Source organism: Pseudoalteromonas sp. M8 (genome assembly GCF_018141365.1).
Taxonomy (GTDB): domain Bacteria; phylum Pseudomonadota; class Gammaproteobacteria; order Enterobacterales; family Alteromonadaceae; genus Pseudoalteromonas.
The window spans coordinates 414,593-432,919 of the sequence record NZ_CP047240.1 but is presented as its reverse complement, the minus strand read 5'-3'; the positions used below and the strand labels follow the sequence as shown (position 1 = coordinate 432,919).

22 protein-coding genes are annotated in these 18,327 nt (G+C 44.0%); 14 read left to right on the top strand and 8 right to left on the bottom strand.

Annotation, left to right across the window (positions count from 1 at the left end):
- Positions 1-14: 14 nt before the first annotated feature.
- Together GSF13_RS07065 and GSF13_RS07060 are read left to right on the top strand one after the other, a co-directional pair.
- Positions 15-1,367, top strand: coding sequence for a DegQ family serine endoprotease (locus GSF13_RS07065; RefSeq protein ID WP_010376687.1), 1,353 nt, complete (start codon positions 15-17; stop codon positions 1,365-1,367).
- A gap of 102 nt (positions 1,368-1,469) precedes the next feature.
- Positions 1,470-2,549, top strand: coding sequence for a trypsin-like peptidase domain-containing protein (locus GSF13_RS07060; protein WP_206473432.1), 1,080 nt, complete (start codon positions 1,470-1,472; stop codon positions 2,547-2,549).
- Between the two features lie 69 nt (positions 2,550-2,618).
- On the opposite strand, the gene murA is transcribed toward GSF13_RS07060, so the two are convergent.
- The 7 genes from murA to GSF13_RS07025 are packed head-to-tail and all read right to left on the bottom strand — an operon-like array spanning position 2,619 to position 7,275.
- Positions 2,619-3,878 (bottom strand): UDP-N-acetylglucosamine 1-carboxyvinyltransferase, encoded by a 1,260-nt coding sequence (murA, locus tag GSF13_RS07055; protein ID WP_017219046.1) that lies wholly within the window; start codon positions 3,876-3,878, stop codon positions 2,619-2,621.
- Positions 3,879-3,890: 12 nt separating this feature from the next.
- Positions 3,891-4,148, bottom strand: a complete 258-nt coding sequence (locus GSF13_RS07050) for a BolA family protein (protein ID WP_010605927.1) — start codon at positions 4,146-4,148, stop codon at positions 3,891-3,893.
- A 5-nt stretch (positions 4,149-4,153) separates the two neighbouring features.
- The gene (locus GSF13_RS07045; protein WP_010376680.1) at positions 4,154-4,459 is read right to left on the bottom strand and encodes an STAS domain-containing protein; all 306 of its coding nucleotides are present in this window, start codon (positions 4,457-4,459) and stop codon (positions 4,154-4,156) included.
- Positions 4,446-5,132 (bottom strand): ABC transporter substrate-binding protein, encoded by a 687-nt coding sequence (locus tag GSF13_RS07040; protein WP_206473430.1) that lies wholly within the window; start codon positions 5,130-5,132, stop codon positions 4,446-4,448. The genes GSF13_RS07045 and GSF13_RS07040 overlap by 14 nt, the downstream gene beginning before the upstream one ends.
- A gap of 2 nt (positions 5,133-5,134) precedes the next feature.
- A complete protein-coding gene (gene mlaD, locus GSF13_RS07035) occupies positions 5,135-5,680 on the bottom strand; it encodes an outer membrane lipid asymmetry maintenance protein MlaD (protein WP_010376676.1) in 546 nt (181 codons plus the stop codon).
- 12 nt (positions 5,681-5,692) lie between these two features.
- On the bottom strand, positions 5,693-6,472 hold the full coding sequence (gene mlaE / locus GSF13_RS07030) for a lipid asymmetry maintenance ABC transporter permease subunit MlaE (protein WP_010376675.1): 780 nt from the start codon (positions 6,470-6,472) through the stop codon (positions 5,693-5,695).
- Between the two features lie 2 nt (positions 6,473-6,474).
- Positions 6,475-7,275, bottom strand: coding sequence for an ATP-binding cassette domain-containing protein (locus tag GSF13_RS07025; RefSeq protein WP_010376674.1), 801 nt, complete (start codon positions 7,273-7,275; stop codon positions 6,475-6,477).
- Between the two features lie 174 nt (positions 7,276-7,449).
- Between GSF13_RS07025 and GSF13_RS07020 the strand changes: the two genes are divergently transcribed.
- The 12 genes from GSF13_RS07020 to mgtE all read left to right on the top strand — a co-directional run bounded on the left by GSF13_RS07020 (position 7,450) and on the right by mgtE (position 16,909).
- Positions 7,450-8,409, top strand: coding sequence for a calcium/sodium antiporter (locus GSF13_RS07020; RefSeq protein WP_010605929.1), 960 nt, complete (start codon positions 7,450-7,452; stop codon positions 8,407-8,409).
- 9 nt (positions 8,410-8,418) lie between these two features.
- A complete protein-coding gene (locus GSF13_RS07015; RefSeq protein ID WP_211867604.1) occupies positions 8,419-9,390 on the top strand; it encodes a KpsF/GutQ family sugar-phosphate isomerase in 972 nt (323 codons plus the stop codon).
- Positions 9,390-9,941, top strand: coding sequence for a 3-deoxy-manno-octulosonate-8-phosphatase KdsC (gene kdsC, locus GSF13_RS07010; RefSeq protein WP_010605931.1), 552 nt, complete (start codon positions 9,390-9,392; stop codon positions 9,939-9,941). Before GSF13_RS07015 ends, kdsC begins: the two co-directional genes overlap by 1 nt.
- Positions 9,938-10,492, top strand: a complete 555-nt coding sequence (lptC, locus tag GSF13_RS07005; protein ID WP_010605932.1) for an LPS export ABC transporter periplasmic protein LptC — start codon at positions 9,938-9,940, stop codon at positions 10,490-10,492. The genes kdsC and lptC overlap by 4 nt, the downstream gene beginning before the upstream one ends.
- Positions 10,482-11,024 (top strand): lipopolysaccharide transport periplasmic protein LptA, encoded by a 543-nt coding sequence (gene lptA, locus GSF13_RS07000; protein WP_010605933.1) that lies wholly within the window; start codon positions 10,482-10,484, stop codon positions 11,022-11,024. Before lptC ends, lptA begins: the two co-directional genes overlap by 11 nt.
- Positions 11,024-11,749 carry an LPS export ABC transporter ATP-binding protein gene (gene lptB / locus GSF13_RS06995; RefSeq protein WP_010605934.1) on the top strand — a complete coding sequence of 242 codons (726 nt, stop codon included), beginning with the start codon at positions 11,024-11,026 and terminating at the stop codon, positions 11,747-11,749. Before lptA ends, lptB begins: the two co-directional genes overlap by 1 nt.
- A 46-nt stretch (positions 11,750-11,795) precedes the next feature.
- Positions 11,796-13,295, top strand: coding sequence for an RNA polymerase factor sigma-54 (locus GSF13_RS06990; protein WP_102055981.1), 1,500 nt, complete (start codon positions 11,796-11,798; stop codon positions 13,293-13,295).
- A gap of 29 nt (positions 13,296-13,324) precedes the next feature.
- The gene (gene hpf / locus GSF13_RS06985; RefSeq protein ID WP_010376661.1) at positions 13,325-13,612 is read left to right on the top strand and encodes a ribosome hibernation promoting factor; all 288 of its coding nucleotides are present in this window, start codon (positions 13,325-13,327) and stop codon (positions 13,610-13,612) included.
- Between the two features lies 1 nt (position 13,613).
- On the top strand, positions 13,614-14,072 hold the full coding sequence (gene ptsN / locus GSF13_RS06980; RefSeq protein WP_010605936.1) for a PTS IIA-like nitrogen regulatory protein PtsN: 459 nt from the start codon (positions 13,614-13,616) through the stop codon (positions 14,070-14,072).
- The gene (rapZ, locus tag GSF13_RS06975; protein WP_010605937.1) at positions 14,065-14,931 is read left to right on the top strand and encodes an RNase adapter RapZ; all 867 of its coding nucleotides are present in this window, start codon (positions 14,065-14,067) and stop codon (positions 14,929-14,931) included. Before ptsN ends, rapZ begins: the two co-directional genes overlap by 8 nt.
- Positions 14,932-15,201, top strand: coding sequence for an HPr family phosphocarrier protein (locus GSF13_RS06970; protein ID WP_010376658.1), 270 nt, complete (start codon positions 14,932-14,934; stop codon positions 15,199-15,201). It abuts the gene before it with no gap.
- A 349-nt stretch (positions 15,202-15,550) separates the two neighbouring features.
- On the top strand, positions 15,551-16,909 hold the full coding sequence (gene mgtE / locus GSF13_RS06965) for a magnesium transporter (RefSeq protein WP_206473426.1): 1,359 nt from the start codon (positions 15,551-15,553) through the stop codon (positions 16,907-16,909).
- Positions 16,910-16,976: 67 nt separating this feature from the next.
- Here mgtE and pmbA read toward each other — a convergent pair whose 3' ends face one another.
- Complete coding sequence (pmbA, locus tag GSF13_RS06960; RefSeq protein ID WP_211867602.1) at positions 16,977-18,326, bottom strand: metalloprotease PmbA; 1,350 nt, start codon at positions 18,324-18,326, stop codon at positions 16,977-16,979.
- Between the last annotated feature and the right edge of the window lies 1 nt (position 18,327).

Here is an 18,327-nt window from a genome sequence, read left to right as displayed (position 1 = left end):
AGTACTTCACGACTATGAAATTTAAACTATCTTTGTTATCGGCCGCTTTACTTTCTTCTAGCTTATTGCTGTTACCGCAGCAAAGCATGGCCAAACTTCCTGTTGCCGTAGACGGCCAGCAATTACCAACGCTAGCACCTATGCTAGAAAAGGTCGCCCCGGGCGTTGTTAGTATCCAAGTAAAAGGTGCTAAAGAAGTGCGTCGCCGTGTCGACCCTTTCGACTTTTTCTTTGGACAACCACAGCCTCGTAGCCAAAAGCGCCCTTTTAGCGGCCTCGGCTCAGGTGTCATCATCGATGCAGATAAAGGTTATGTCGTTACAAACAATCACGTTATTGATGATGCAGACGAAATGCTTGTCACCTTAAAGGATGGCAGAGAGTTTGAAGCTAAATTAATCGGTAGCGACGCCGAATCCGATATCGCATTACTACAAATCGACGGCGAAGACCTAACAGAAATCAAACTCGCTAATTCAGACAAGTTGAGAGTAGGTGATTTTTCCGTTGCTATTGGTAACCCATTTGGATTAAGTCATACCGTCACCTCAGGAATAATCAGTGCACTAGGCCGTAGCGGCTTAAATATCGAAGGCTATGAAGACTTTATCCAAACAGATGCGGCAATCAACCAAGGTAACTCAGGTGGTGCGCTAGTTAACTTAAACGGCGAACTCATTGGTATTAACACTGCTATTTTAGGCGCGTCTGGCGGTAATGTCGGGATCGGCTTTGCTATTCCATCAAACATGATGAAAAACCTAGTGGATCAAATTGTTGAGTACGGAGAAGTTCGTCGCGGTTCATTGGGTATTTTGGGTCGTACTTTAGATGCTGGTCTTGCTAAAGCACAAGGCTTTGATGTCAAGCGCGGTGCTTATGTCATGCGCGTGGTGGAAGATTCAGCAGCGGACAAAGCGGGTCTGAAAGCCAATGATGTCATTGTCAGCCTCAACGGCGACGACATTGAAAGCTTTAATGAACTCCACGGTAAAGTGGCTACGATGGGTGAAGGTCGTGAGGTACGACTTGGTGTCTACCGTGATGGCAAAACCAAGTTTATCGACGTAGAGCTTGGTGGTAAGCAAGAAGAACAAGCGAATGCAGAGGATGTACATCCAAACCTACGAGGCGCGGTACTAGAGAGTGGCGAGCGCAATGGCAATGAAGGTGTCGTCATTACCTCAGTAGAACCTCGCTCACCAGCTGCACGTGTTGGCCTTGAAGAAGGCGATGTGATCATGCAAGTGAATCGTCAACGTGTCACTAGTGTTAAAGATATGTCTAAACTAATTAATGGTATTAAAGGCAATATCGTACTAGGGATTAAACGCGATCGCGAGACGGTTTTCTACCTCATTCAGTAACGAAATCGACAAATATTAAAAATGAAACACAGCGAAACTTGTCGCTGTGTTTTTTTTTGTGTCATTATTAGCAGTATTAGATAACGATAAATATAAGCTCTTGTGTTCAAATTAATTAAATTCATTTTTCCACCGCTGCTTGCCGGACTTGGGATCGCTTTTATCATCATTTGGTTTAATCCTGAGCTGAGGGATAACTTGCCAAAACTTGAGGCCCCACATATTCAGGCCCACCATATGAGTTTTGCTGATGCTGTAGAAAAAACGGCTCCAGCGGTCGTGACGATTTTTTCCGAGGGCTTTAGCAATCAGCCAAGATATCAGCGACAAAGCACGGTTAGAGAACTTGGCTCTGGCGTAATCATGAGCCGAGATGGCTACATACTGACAAACTATCATGTGGTGAACAATGCCGACCAAATCATTGTGCTTCTTCCTGATGGCCGCCAGTATAGCGATACGCAACTGATAGGCTATGACACCATCACCGATTTAGCTTTATTAAAAATTCCAGCCGAGAATTTGCCTGTCATTCCTATCGATCACGACTACTCACCACGTGTTGGGGATGTGGTGCTCGCAATTGGTAATCCGTTGAACATTGGACAAACCATTACGCAAGGCATTATCAGTGCAACAGGCAAACAGACACTCACGGAAAGCCAATTCAATAATTTGCTGCAAATGGATGCCGCGATTAATGTTGGTAACTCAGGTGGTGCCGTTGTCAATTCTAATGGTGCACTAGTTGGCATTACCTCTGCACAATTTCGCACACGTTTGAATATTGATATCCAAGGTATCTCTTTTGCGATCCCTTATGATCTTGCACTGGACGTGATGCATAAACTTATTATGGATGGCAGAGTGATCCGGGGCTATCTCGGCTTTAGAGGCACGCCAGTTGATAATACAGGTAAAAGTGTAACGGATCTCTACACACCAATTGTCGGCCTTGCTGTGAGCGAATTAGACCCGCTAGGTCCCGCATGGCAAGCTGGCATGAAAGAGCATGATATTGTGGTTAAAGTAGGTGGAGAGCCTGTAACTAATCCGCAAAGTACACTGAAGACGATAGGCAATACCGCGCCTGGCACTAAACTCGAGTTTGAAGTACTCAGAGGTGGTCAGCGCCTCACCATTACTGTGGAAGTCGCTGAACTCGAAACAGGGTTATATTAGGCAAAAAGGTTAAGCAAAAAGCGTCCCGGAAGACGCTTTTCGCTTTTATACCAATTTGCTTAATTATGCTCAGGTTTTACGGCGTTTTATATTTGCACCTAAACGACTTAGCTTATCTTCTATCTTCTGATAACCCCTATCAACGTGATAGATGCGATCGACTATGGTTTCGCCTGTTGCAACAATACCCGTTAGGATAAGACTCGCAGATGCACGTAAATCGGTTGCCATTACCTGTGCACCAGATAGCGACTCAGTCTCACCACAAATTGCAGTGTTGCCTTCTAAACGAATATTCGCGCCCATACGCTGTAGCTCTGGCACGTGCATAAAACGGTTTTCAAAGATAGTCTCTGTGATTGTCGCGCTCCCTTCAGCCACCACATTTAATGCGGTAAACTGAGCTTGCATGTCTGTTGGAAAACCAGGATGTGGCATAGTTTTGATATTAACGGCTTTCAAAGCGCGTTGACGCATATCCACATAAATACTGTCTTCACTTACCTCCACAATCGCATTGGCGGCGCGTAGCTTTTCAAGCACAGGTTCAAGGCTATGATAATCCGTGTTTTTACACAGCACTTCGCCTTTTGCCATTGCCGCAGCAACCAAAAAGGTCCCTGTTTCGATGCGATCAGGAAGGATTTTATGCTCACAACCATTAAGACGCTCAACGCCTTCTATCTCAATTCGGCTCGAACCTGCACCGCTGATCTTGGCACCCATGGCAACTAAGCATTCAGCTAAGTTAATAATCTCTGGCTCTCGCGCAGCATTATCTATCACAGTTTTACCATCGGCGAGGGTTGCAGCCATCAATAAGTTTTCAGTAGCACCAACGCTGACGGTTTCCATAAAGATCTCAGCGCCACGAAGACGACCCTCGGTTACCGCATGGATATAACCATTTTCAACTTTGATCTTGGCGCCCATCTTCTCAAGGCCTGAAATATGCAGATCGACTGGACGAGCACCAATCGCACAGCCTCCCGGTAGGGAAACTTGCGCCTGACCAAATCTGGCAACTAATGGACCTAACGCCAGTACCGACGCACGCATTTGCTTAACGAGTTCATAAGGTGCAAGCACGCTATTTACCGTTGCTCCGTTGATTTCTAAGATATCGCCGTCCCACTCAACTTCAGCGCCCAGTGTTTTTAATAAGGCTTCAGTGGTACCTATATCGCGTAAGTGCGGTACATTAGAAAAACGGCTTTTACCATCGCCAAGCAGAGCGGCGAATAAAATAGGTAGGGCTGCGTTTTTAGCCCCTGAAATAGTGACTTCACCGGCTAAAGTGGTGCCACCTTGGATAACAAACTGATCCATTGCGGCACTCCGTTATTGTGGAAGAATAAATTTGCGCTCTTTTTGCCATTCATCAGGTGTGAATGCACGAATACTAACAGCATGCATAGTGCCGTCTTTAATAGTATCCATCAGTGGGCCGTAGATCAGCTGTTCTCTTTTCAGCCTTCTTAATCCGTCAAAACACGTTCCAACAGCAATGACTTCGTAGTGACTACCATTAGCTTTGACGATGATCTCGTCAAGCGATAGTGTATCTCTCAATAAAGTTTCGACTTGATTTGTTTCCATTAGACTCACTCAAATAGGGTTGTCACCTGTCCCAACTCCATTAAATTTTGCAGTTGCTCAGGCGTATTTTTCAGCTCGAGACGAATGTCGCGCTGTTTCAATTGACCTAAAGAGTGAATTAACCAAGCTAAGCCCGCGGTGTCAACCCTTGTCACCTCAGAAAGGTTAAAATAGACGGTTGATTGTGCATTTTTCAACACTTGAACGATGGTCGACTGTTTCAGTGCGCTTGGTAAACTCGCTCTCGTAAGCTCACCAGTTAACACGATTTCACCTTTACTTTCGGTGAATGAAATATTAGGCGTCACCATCATCCCCTCTAAATTGCACCGGAAGCTTGCTCTTCTTATCTAACAGTTGGATCACATGCTCAATACCTTGCTGACGCAAAATACCATGTAGCTCCGATTGTTTGGCATCTAGTAAACTAATGCCTTCCGCCATCATGTCAAAAGCACGCCAGTCACCGTCTTGACCGCGTCTAACTTTGAAATCAATTTTGATATCAGGCTTACCAGGCTCTACAATTTTGGTCTTAACAACCACCACACCTTCATTCTCAAATGGGCGATGCTCACCAAACTCTACCTTTTGGTCTTTATATTGAGTAAATACACCAGCATAAGTCGCTACCAGGTAATTTTTGAATACCTCAATAAACTCTCTAATATGCTCGACAGCAGCAGCTTTCTCCTCTTTACTTTCAATGTTGCGAACCTTTTGAATATAAGAACCTAATACACGATACGCAGCATATTTGTAATCAATGTAAGGCAAGAGCTCTTCTTCTACGATAACGCGTAAGTGTTCTTTGTCTTTTTCAATGATATTTTGCTCTTTCGTAACACGCTGAAAAGTTTGCGCCGCAACTTGCTCTACCATTTTATAAGGATCGCTTGAGTCCACTTCTTTCGCCTGAACCAATGCGGTAGCCATCAATGCTACAAACAAAGTCAGACATTTTGCATAGATGTTTTTTAACATATTTACTCGCTCCCTTGATTAAATAGGAACTGACCAATTAGCTCTTCTAATACCAGTGCCGATTTTGTATCTGTGATCATGTCACCGTCTTTTAGCGCTTTTGTTTCCACACCAAAAAGAGACTCAAGATCAACGCTATCTTCACTCGTTACTTCCTGACCAAGACATTTTTGCTTCGCAGATTCAGCAGCAATAACCGGAGAAATACCTAAATACTGCTCACCTAAAATGCCCGACGTCAAAATCGAAACCGACGACGTATCGGAAAACTGACACTCGTAGTTTTTATCTAAACTCATTGAAACTACTGGCACGAACTCTTGTGGATGGATGTGAATTCCATCAACACGGCCAATCACAACCCCACCCACCTTAATTGGGGCACGAGTTTTCAACGAACCTATATTTTCGAACTTAGCATGCAAAGTGTAAGTTTCACCGTTGCCGCTTAAACCTGAGTTAGCCACCTTTAGCGCCAACATAACAAATGCAGCAATGCCCAATGCCACGAACAACCCAACTAAAATTTCTATTTTCCGTGTATTCATTTTTAAAACCTTTTAACTTGAGAACATAACCGCTGTTAATACAAAGTCAAAGCCAAGTACAGCCAGTGAAGAATGTACTACCGTCTCTGTCGTCGCTTTACTTATTCCTTCTGAAGTAGGAATACAGTCATAGCCTTTGTATAGCGCGATCCAAGTTACTAATAGTGCAAATACGAAACTCTTAATAAGACCATTTAAGATGTCTTGTTGAAACGACACTTGCGATTGCATAATTGACCAGAAGCTACCTGAATCTACGCCTAACCAATCAACACCCACCAAGTGTGCGCCTAAAATAGCGATCGCAGAGAATATCAGTGCGAGTAACGGCATACTAATAAAACCGGCCCAAAAACGAGGGGCAACCACGCGCTTAAGCGGGTCTATCGCCATCATTTCTAAACTAGATAATTGCTCCGTTGCCTTCATCAAACCGATTTCTGCAGTTAACGCACTGCCTGCACGTCCTGCAAATAAGAGTGCGGTTACCACAGGGCCCAGCTCTCTAAGTAAACTCAAAGCAACCAAAGGTCCAAGGCTATCTTCAGCGCCATACCCAACTAACACGGTATAGCCTTGTAATGCCAATACCATGCCGATAAATAAACCAGACACCATGATAATCAACAATGATTGATGACCAACCATGTAAAGTTGCTTTATCAACAGCGGCGTGCCTTTTCGGAAATTAGGTAAGCTACATAGCGCCCCAAAAAGCATTGTTGTGGCACGGCCAAGTGCGGCAAAACGGCTGAGGGTTTTGTGGCCTAGTTTTTGTAAAAAGTCGACCATACTCACTCTCCTTGCAACAGCGCTTGCTGATAATCTGGCGCTTTAAAGTGGAATGGCACAGGACCATCCGCAAGGCCTTGTAAGAACTGCTGCACTAATGGCGATTCGTGTTCAAGCATCTGTTCAGGGGTTCCCGTACCAATCACACCTTGTTCAGCAATAATAACGACGTGGTCAGCAATGCTCAGTACTTCGGTGACATCATGGGTAACTATCAGCGACGATAATCCCAACACTTCATTAAGCGACTTAATCAAGCGAACTAGAACACCCATGGAGATTGGGTCCTGACCTGCAAACGGTTCATCGTACATAATTAATTCAGGATCAAGTGCGATAGAACGCGCTAAAGCCGCACGTCTTGCCATACCGCCAGAGAGCTCTGCCGGCATTAAATCTTTTGCACCACGAAGACCAACCGCTTGAAGCTTCATTAGCACCACTAAACGGATTAGTTCTTCAGATAACTCGGTATGCTCGCGTAGAGGAAATGCCACATTGTCAAACACGCTCATATCGGTAAACAAAGCACCGCTTTGAAATAACATACTCATGCGCGTTCGAGCTTGATACAAAGCTGCTCGTGACATGTTAGGGATACTGTTTCCAGCAAAAAGAATATCACCGCTATCAGGCTTAAGCTGACCACCGATTAAACGCAGCATGGTGGTTTTACCAATGCCGCTCGGCCCCATTATTGCGGTAATTTTGCCTTTTGGTACGGAAAAGCTCATGTTTTTGTAGATGATCCTTTCACCCCGAGAGAAGGTTACATCCTTGATTTCTACAATTGACTGCGACAAGTCGCTCTCCAGATCCAGACTATATTCATCCAAGTATGATACTTTTTTTTCAAACAAGATGGAAAATCGTTTTGGTAAAATTTTGTAAGTAGTGAAATGTAACGGTTTGCTTATACTTTCCAGAGCGCTTTTGGTAGTATCTATCGAAATTTTAATCCTATTGGCTAGAGGTTCATGGTTTTATCGTTTGTTATTCTCATTCTTGGCTTTATTGCACTGGTTTGGAGTGCTGACCGCTTTGTTTTTGGTGCGGCCGCTCTTGCACGAAACTTTGGTGTACCAACATTAATTGTTGGTTTAACTATCGTGGCCATGGGTTCTTCAGCACCAGAAATGATGGTTGCTGCGCAAGCCGCTCTTGCAGATAAAACAGACACCGCCGTGGGCAATGCCATAGGTTCTAACATCGCCAATATCTTACTCGTTTTGGGTCTCACCGCGTTATTAAGGCCACTCTCCGTTGGCTCTGGTATTTTGCGCCGCGAAATGCCGCTGTTAGTCGTCGTTTCATTGGCAGCTTGGTATATCGTTAGTGATAACCACTTTAGTTTCGTAGAAGGTGTTTTGTTATTAGTCGGTTTCGCCGCTTTTCTTCTTGCACTTATCATTATCACCAAGCGTGGTGGTGGAGATAATGATGACCCATTTGTCAGTGAAGCCTGTGAAGAAGTGCCAAATAATATTCCAACTCAAAAAGCTGTTTTCTGGTTAATCGTGGGTATGATTTTACTGCCTATTAGCGCGGACTATCTCGTTGGCGCTGCGGTTGATATCGCCAAATATTTTGGCATGAGTGACCTGCTAATAGGATTAACCATTATCGCCGTTGGTACTAGTTTACCCGAGCTTGCTGCTTGTGTTGCTGGTGTACTAAAGAAGGAGGACGATCTAGCGCTTGGCAATATTATTGGTTCGAACATCTTTAATATATTGGCCGTGCTATCCATTGCTGGGATCATTAACCCATCCGTCCTCGACGCCAATATTGCGTCACGTGATATATTTATTATGCTTGGCGCGACACTGCTGCTTATCCTAATGAGCCTCAGCTTAACAGGTCAGCGCCGCATCAACCGCTTGGAAGGTGGCATACTTGTCGCAAGCTTCGTCGGTTATATTTACTACATCATTTAAGGAAGCCTTGTGACAACGAACCCATTTATTGATTCTGCAAATCAAGTTTTTGCTACCGAACTTGCAGCAATAGAAGAAGTGCAACAGTTTGTTGATCAGCAATTTGTAAAAGCCTGTGAAATTATGTTTGGCTGTCAAGGTCGCATCATCGTGATTGGCATGGGTAAGTCCGGCCACATCGGTAACAAAATCGCAGCGACACTCGCAAGTACTGGCAGCCCCGCATTTTTTGTTCATCCAGGTGAAGCAAGTCACGGCGACTTAGGTATGATCACCAAAGATGATGTGGTACTGATGATCTCCAACTCAGGGGAAACCCAAGAGGTGATCTCAATCCTACCTGTAATTAAGCGCTTAGGGGCCCCCGTTATTTCCATGACAGGCAACCCAAGCTCTACGATGGCTCGTAATGCGACGGTTCACCTTTGTGTTAAAGTATCAAAAGAAGCCTGCCCATTAGGACTTGCACCCACGGCAAGCACCACAGCTACGCTAGTGATGGGTGATGCGCTCGCGGTTGCGCTACTTGAAGCCAGAGGCTTTACGGCTGATGATTTTGCACTTTCCCACCCTGGTGGTAGTTTGGGAAGACGTCTACTGCTAACCGTTGCTGATGTCATGCATCAAGGGAATGCTATCCCTATGGTCAATAGTCATTGCACAGTTAAAGAAGCTTTATTTGAAATGTCCGCTAAAAGTTTAGGTATGACGGCAATCGTAGATGAAAGCTCGCAATTGCAAGGTATTTTTACCGATGGTGACTTGCGCCGTATTATCGAACAAAAGGTCGATATTCACACCACCCCAATCACGCAAGTGATGACGGCTAAAAGTACGACGGCACGCGCCGATATGCTCGCAGCTGAGGTACTCAATATTATGGAAACCAAACGGATTAACGGCTTGATTGTGGTGAACGAAAACAACATTCCAGTTGGCGCCTTGAATACGCAAGATTTACTTAGAGCGGGGGTGCTGTAATGCAATTTGAAGATTTATATCAGACGATTTCAACTGAAGCTTGGGAAAAAGCAAAACAAATCAAATTATTAATTTGCGATATTGATGGCGTATTCTCAGATGGCCGTATATACCTTGGTAACAATGGTGAAGAACTGAAAGCATTTAATACCAAAGACGGGTTTGGTATTAAGGCCTTGATTGATAGTGGTATCGAAGTCGCCGTTATCACAGGTAGACATTCACAAATAGTTCAGCAACGCATGACTAGTTTAAATGTAACTTATATTTACCAAGGTCAAGAAAACAAGTTAGTGGCATATGATGAACTGAAGACTAAGCTCAACCTTAATGATGACGAAATTGCATATATTGGTGATGATGGCCCAGATCTACCCGTAATGGAACGAGTTGGTTTTGCCGTTGCCGTCAATGATGCACATCCTCTTGTTAAACATATCGCCCATTACACGACCTTGATGCCAGGTGGCTTTGGTGCCGTGAGAGAACTAACTGATCTTCTAATGCTCAGCCAAAATCACTTATTGACTTCCAAAGGATCAAGTACATGACCGTATTGCGTGTCATCTTACTCATTGTTTTCGCTTCTTTAATGGTATGGATGTGGTCGCCCATGTTTAATCCATCAGAGGCGGATCCAGCAAAAGAAGATGAACCGTTAGCTAAACCCGATTATGTTGCAACCACGCTTCAGCAAACGACCTATAGTGAAAATGGCTTATTAAACTATCAGGTAACTGCTGATAAGATGGAGTTGTATCAAGATCTTGGCTTTAGTCACTTTGAAAAGCCCATTTTCACCTTATATAACGGTGAACAGAATTGGCAAATAAGCGCATTAGAAGCAACCCTATACGAAAACAACACCTTGATATTAGAGGGCAATGTGTTGGCAAAGAATTTAACGCCTAACGCCATGATCACGGATATCAATGCCGATAATGTAAGAGTTGAAATTAAGCAAAAATTGATGAAGTCGGAACACCCTGTCGTTATCAACGGTCCTAGTCTTAGGATCACAGGTAAAGGACTGCATGCGGATCTACAAAAGCAAGTGATCGAACTCATCAACCACACAAAGACAATTTATTATGACCAGTAAAATCATTAACAAACTAGTTTTCATCGGCTTGCTTGCAAGTTCTACTCTAGCAATTGCTGCAGAACAAAATGAAGTCATTATTGATGCTGGCCGTCAGCAAGCTCAACTGCAAAGCAACATCGGTATTTTTGAACAGAATGTTGTTATTATTCATGGCAACAGAAAGATAAATGCCGATCGCCTAGAGGTCCACCGTCGCGCGGAACTTGGCATTAACAAGCAACTGCTTGTGGCAACTGGCAGCCCTGCCACTTTTAGCGAACGTCAACCCGATGGCAACTTGCTAGAAGCCAAAGCAAATGAAATCCGTTACGACGTAGCGAAGGGAACCCTAGTGATTTCTGGTGATGCTGAAATCAATCAAACTGGGCAAAAAATCAATGCTCAAGTCATCACCTATGACATTGAAAAGCAATTGATCAGCGCTGAGCGCTCAGACCAAGAAGACTCTCGAGTAAGAACCATCCTTGTTCCTGTTGATGACAAAAAAGACGCTAAAGAGAAAAAAGCGCAGGAAGAAGGTAACAATTAATGAGCGAGCTCAAAGCAACTGGTCTAGCAAAGAGTTATAAAGGTCGTCAGGTCGTCAAAAATGTTGGTTTAAGTGTTCAGGCTGGCAGTATTGTAGGCTTATTAGGACCAAATGGTGCAGGTAAAACCACTACGTTCTACATGATTGTAGGGTTAGTACCAAGCGACAAAGGCTATATTCAGATTGATGACGAAGATATCACTTTGTTACCGATGCACAGCCGTGCACGACTTGGTATTGGCTATCTACCGCAAGAGTCTTCAATCTTTAGAAAACTCACGGTCTATCAAAATTTGATGGCGATTTTAGAAACTCGAAAAGACTTATCTAAAGTTGAAAGAGAAGCTGAACTAAACGAGTTACTGGATGAGTTTAATATTCAACACATTCGCGACTCACAGGGCATGGCATTGTCGGGAGGCGAAAGAAGACGAGTCGAAATTGCTCGCGCTTTAGCCGCAAACCCTAAGTTTATCCTGTTAGATGAACCTTTTGCTGGTGTTGATCCTATTTCGGTGTTAGATATAAAGACAATCATAGAGCACCTAAAAAACCGTGGTATCGGTGTGCTTATCACCGATCATAACGTTAGAGAAACACTGGACGTATGTGAAAAGGCCTACATCGTTTCACATGGTGAGTTAATCGCTGCAGGCACGCCAGAACATGTTTTGGCAGATCAAACCGTAAGAGATGTCTACCTAGGCGAACAATTCAAGCTATAGTTAAGACGTAGTATTAATAACTGTTAAAAAGGATTGTTAGAGATACATGAGGCAATCATTACAGCTGCGCATGGGGCAGCAACTTACAATGACTCCGCAACTGCAACAAGCCATTCGCTTGCTGCAGCTTAGTACATTGGATCTGCAACAAGAAATACAAGAAGCATTAGACAGCAATCCATTGTTGGAAGTGGAAGAAGGTGATAATACTGACGGCGAAAACGCTGACCAACACAGCCAAGAAAAGAGCCGTGCTGACGACAATCAAGATTCAGCCGATGAAACGCAGGTTAGTGACTATGAGATAGACTCAGATACCGCCATGAGCAAAGACACTGTGAGCGATGACCTTGCCATGGATGTCACTTGGGACGAGTATATGAGTGCAGCGCCTGCTGCAAGCTCAGGTCCACTTCCCGATGACGATAATGTTTATCAAGGGGAAACCTCTGAATCTCTCCACGATTATCTCATGTGGCAACTCGAACTGACACCATTTAGTCCAACAGATAGAGCTATTGCGATTGCGATTATTGAAGCGGTCGACCTGTCAGGCATTCTAACACTGTCTTGCGAAGACATTTTAGAAAGCATTAATGACGAGAATAGCGAAGAGCCTATTGAGCTAGATGAAGTCGAAGCCGTACTCAAACGCATTCAGCTTTTTGACCCTGTCGGTATCGCAGCGCGTAGTTTACAAGAATGCTTATGCATTCAGCTCAACCAATTCGCCCCAGATACCCCATGGATTGCCGAAACAAAAATGATCCTGACAGAGCATATCGACTTGCTTGCCAGCCGTGACTATCGAACTTTGGCTAAGAAAACGCGCCTTAAAGAAGCCGATCTCAAAGAGGTCATGACGTTAATACATAGCCTTAACCCAAAGCCTGCGGCAAGCATTATTCATGAAGAGCCTGAATATGTGATCCCTGACGTATCGGTGAAAAAAGTAAAAGGTCGTTGGGTCGTAGAGCTAAATCCTGATGCTATGCCTAAAATAAGAGTAAATGACCATTACGCTGCGATGTCTAGAACGGCGAAATCCAGTACGGATAGTCAGTTTATTCGCTCACATTTACAAGAAGCAAAGTGGTTTATTAAAAGCTTAGAAAGCCGAAATGATACTTTATTAAAAGTTACCAATTGCATTGTGCAACAACAACAGGCATTCTTTGAACATGGCCCCGAAGCAATGCGCCCTATGGTGCTAAATGATGTTGCTGAAATGGTTGAGATGCATGAGTCCACAATTTCCCGTGTGACAACACAAAAATACATGCATACACCTCGGGGAATATTTGAGCTGAAGTATTTCTTCTCTAGCCATGTAAGTACGGAAAATGGAGGTGAGTGCTCTTCTACAGCAATTAGAGCACTTATCAAAAAGCTGATAGCTGCAGAGAATACCGCGAAGCCATTGAGTGACAGCAAAATTGCAGATATCTTAGCTGAGCAAGGAATTAAGGTAGCGAGACGTACGATTGCAAAATATCGTGAATCCCTAGCCATTCCACCGTCAAATCAGCGTAAAAGCTTGATATAAGACGTAAAACCCAAGAAGGAAAAATGCTTATGCAACTAAATCTAACTGGTCGCCATGTAGAAATTACTGACTCATTAAGAGACTATGTCACCAACAAGTTTGCGAAGCTAGAAAGGCACTTTGATCATATCAATAATGTGCATGTGATCCTTGATGTCGAGAAACTAGTACAAAAAGCAGAAGCAACATTACACGTAAACGGCGGCGAGCTATTTGCATCAACAGAGCATCAAGATATGTATGCCGCAATTGATGGCCTTATCGACAAGCTAGATCGTCAAGTTATTAAACACAAAGAGAAGCTCACTCGACACTAAGATGAAATTAAGTGAATTAGTGAACAAGGACTGCAGTAAAGCTGCGGTCCTTTTTAATAGCAAAAAACGTATTTTAGAATACATCAGCGAACTGGCTCATAGCCAAATTCCAAATACCAGTCAGCATGCTATCTTGGACGCCTTAATGGCGCGAGAGAAATTAGGCAGCACAGGGATCGGTAAAGGCATTGCCATTCCCCATGGTCGACTTGAAGGTTTGGATAAAATCCTTGCAATGGTGCTTGTCAGCGAGCAAGGGATCCAGTTTGAAGCCATAGATAAGCAGCCTGTCGATATTTTTGTCGCGTTCATCGTACCTGAAGGTGATAATCAACAACACCTGAAGACCTTAGCGGCGATTGCTGATACACTCAAAGACAAGTCTTTTTGCAAAATGCTTAGGCAAGCAAAAAGTGATGATGAGTTATATGCAGTGATCCAAGGTGAACTTGATGAGTGATGAAGAAAAAGGACTCGAGCTTATCATTATCAGTGGCCGCTCAGGCTCTGGTAAATCTGTAGCGCTTCGAGTATTGGAAGACTTAGGCTACTATTGTGTGGATAACATTCCAGTCAATTTGCTACCGTCTTTAGTCCGCAGTGTTTCGGACAATTATAATAAAATTGCAGTCAGTATTGATGTTAGAAACTTACCTAAAGAACAGGACGAGTTTAATGACATTCTTGAATACTTACCAGGCTTTGCCAAACCTACCCTGTTTTATTTAGACAGTGACGATCAAACCCTGATAAAGCGCTTCTCAGAAACACGACGTTTGCACCCTCTTTCACTGCATAATCTTCCATTAGATGTTGCGATAAAGAAAGAACGGGAATTGTTAGACGTGCTGATCACTCGCGCCGATTTTCTCATTGATACTACAGGCCTGAGCGTTCATCAACTTGCAGAAGATATCCGCGAAAAAATCTTAGGTAAAAAAGACAAACAACTCATTATTACCTTTGAATCTTTCGGCTTTAAACACGGCATCCCAAAACAAGCGGATTACGTTTTTGATGCGCGCTTTTTACCCAACCCACATTGGGAGCCTGAGCTTAAGCCGCTAACTGGCTTAGATCAGCCAGTCAAAGACTATTTGTCGAGTCACAGCATCGTGCAAAAGTTTACTTGGCAGATCCAAACCTTCGTACAAACTTGGTTACCACACTTAGAGCGTAACAATCGCAGTTATCTAACGATCGCAATAGGATGTACAGGTGGGCAACATCGCTCGGTATACTTAGCGCAAACCATTGGTGAACGTTTTGCTAAAACCCATCCCAACGTCAAAATTCGTCACCGAGAGCAAGAGGGTTAAATGTTAGAAGATACGTTTTTAATCCAAAACAAACTCGGCCTGCACGCTCGAGCAGCGACGGTTCTTGCGCAATTAGCAACCCAATTTGATGCCGAAGTGACCTTATATCAAGGAGACAAAAGTGCTGCTGCTGACAGCGTACTAGCGCTGTTGTTACTTGAAAGCAGCCAAGGGAAAGAAGTCCGAGTGGTTTGTGAAGGTCCTGATGCTCAGTATGCACTAGACGCCATTGGCGGACTGATAGAAAATAAGTTTAATGAATCCGAGTAATCGTCAGTAAAACAATAAGGCCTGATTCATTTACTCCCTGCTAATCTCCCCCTCCTCCGTAACCAAAGTGGTCTAATAAGTCTCTCATAATTAAGCGTAAACCTTGGTAGTTCCTAATAAACTGAGTTACACTGTAATACCAATTTAGGTTTCTTTCGTGCAGTAAAGCGAGTTGCCGGAAAATCCTACTTTATCGTTGCGTACACCTTTAACGTGTATTAACGATAGCAACCCACCAGCAGAAACAACACGAATAAAATTCAAATTAAGAAATTGATTTCTGCGATAAAATAAATGAATAGGGTTAACTTAATCACGTTAGCCACCATTAATATCAAAAAGGATGCCTATGCCTGAAGTATTTGAACAAGACTACACACTGGAACAACTCCAAAAGGTAACTAACGCCTTAAACAGTGGTCAGTTTGTTCAAGTTAGGCGTATGCTCGCAGAAACAGCACCTTGTGACACTGCACTGCTTTTAGAATCATCCCCTCATAAAGTTCGCTCTATGCTGTGGCAGCTTGTTGACCCAGATATCCAAGGGGATGTCTTAGAGGAACTGTCAGAGGACGTAAGACTTGGGATCATCGCCCAGATGGAGCCGGAGCTAATTGCCGCCGCTACAGAAGACATGGACGACGATGACCTTGGTGATGTCCTAAGAAGCCTGCCTGATACCGTCTACCAAGACGTTATCGGTGCGATGGATAGCCAAGATAGAGAACGTGCGACACAAGCTTTGTCCTACAAGGAACACTCTGCCGGTGCGCTAATGAGCACCGACACGGTCACTATTCGACCCGATGTTACCTTAGAAGTTGTATTTAGATATCTACGCCTTAAAGGCGAATTGCCAGACGGCACAGATGAGCTATATGTTGTCGATAAAGACAACTGTTTCTTGGGTGCCTTACCAGTCAATACCTTATTAACTAAGTCTCCTGACAGTATGGTTCGAGATTTGATGGATGAAGATAAGGAAACGATCCCTATCTCCATGGATGAGTCTGAAGTGGCGCAGCTTTTTGAGCGTCATAACTGGATCTCAGCTCCCGTCGTTGACGATAACGCCCATTTACTTGGTCGTGTCACCATTGATGACGTTGTTGACGTCATCCGTGAAGATGCCGAGCACAGTTTGTTAAGTATGGCAGGTCTTGAAGATGAAGAAGACACCTTTGCGCCAGTTCTAAAAAGTAGCCAGCGCCGCTCTATTTGGCTTGGGATTAACCTTTTAACCGCCTTGATGGCAGCGTTTGTCGCAAGCTTCTTCGAAGGTACCCTGGATATTTTACCTATTCTCGCGGTGTTAAATGGCATAGTACCAAGTATGGGTGGCGTTGCCGGTAGCCAAACGCTAACCCTAGTTATACGTGGTATTGCCCTTGGTCATATTAACCAAACTAACCAAAAGTTTTTAATGGGTAAAGAGCTGGCGATCGGCGCCTTAAACGGCGTGCTTTGGTCTGTCTTGATCGCTGGAGTTATTGCTATATGGCAGTGGGATTTTACACTCGGTGCTGTAATTGCCTTCGCAATGTTTATGAACTTAGTCGCAGCGGGTATCGCGGGTGCCAGTATTCCAATTATGTTAAAGAAAATGAATATCGATCCAGCGCTAGCTGGTAGTGTGGTACTAACAACTGTTACTGATATCGTAGGGATCTTTGCATTCCTTGGCACCGCAACTTGGTTATTAGTGTAGCAGTAACAGTGTCGAAACGGCGGGAAATGCTGGTTAAAACCAGCATTTCTTGAGCTGAGAGAGGGAGTTATTCGCCCGCTATTTGCATATTATTGAGTAGTATAGAGCCGGTTTGTACTGCGCCTCGGCATTCAATATCAGCGCCAACGCCTTCAATCCCCATAAACATACCTTTTAAATTACCAGCGATAGTAATTTCACTTACAGGATATTGAAGTTCTCCATTTTCGACCCAAAAACCAGCAGCCCCCCTAGAGTAATCACCAGTTACCGTATTAACACCTTGCCCCATAAGTTCAGTGACTAACAAACCAGTGCCCATCGACGCAAGTAGGCTGGTTAAATCGTCGTGTGTTGGCTTTACTAACCAGTTATGGATCCCACCTGCGTGACCTGTCGCTTGCATATTCATTCTACGTGCAGCATAGCTTGCCAATAAGTAAGTATTGAGCACGCCATCTGTGATAATTTCACGGTCGATGGTTTTTACACCTTCGCTATCGAAAGGACTAGAAGCAAGCCCTCTTAATAAATGTGGCTTCTCTTCAATGTTAACGCTGTGATTAAAAATTTGTGTGTCTAAAGAATCCAACAAGAAGCTAGACTTACGATATAGCGCGCCGCCACCAATACCTGACACTAAGTGCCCAAATAAGCTGTTAGCAATATCCGCTCGAAAAATAACAGGCACTTTGCGCGTTGACACCTTACGACTGCCTAATTTTGCAAGCGTTGATTGTGCCGCCTCTAAACCGACTTCTTCAGGGGATTTTAGCTCCGTGTGCACGCGAGATAACGCATATGCAGAGTCCCGTTGCATTTGCTCACCCTCTTTACCAATCACCATGGTGCTCAGGCTGTGTCTGGTACGTGGGAACCCTGCAATTAAGCCATGACTATTGCCATATACACGGATCCCTTGGTGGCTCGATAAGCTCGCGCCATCAGAATTCACGATTCGAGGATCGAATGCTAACGCAGCTTTTTCAGCAGCAATACATTGCTCAATGGCTTCATCGGGAGAAACTTGCCAAGGATGGAAAAGATCTAAATCTGCTGGAGACATCTCTAGCAAGGCTTTATCCGCCACACCATTACAGGGATCATCCGAGGTAAATCGAGCAATATCTACGGCTTTTTCAACCACTGAGCGCAGGGCTTCAGGACTCAGATCCGCGGTTGATGCTGAGCCTTTATGATTTCCCACATAAACGCTGATACTAAGACCACCATCTTGATTAAACTCAATGGTTTCAACCTCTCCCATTCGTGTACTTACAGACAGACCAGAGGTGCTAGACATCGCCGCTTCTGCCGAGGTTGCACCTAGTTTTTTAGCATGCGCTAACACATCGGCAACTGCATTTTTCACATCATCAATTTGATTATATATAGGGTGTTGTTGAGGTTGAGTCATA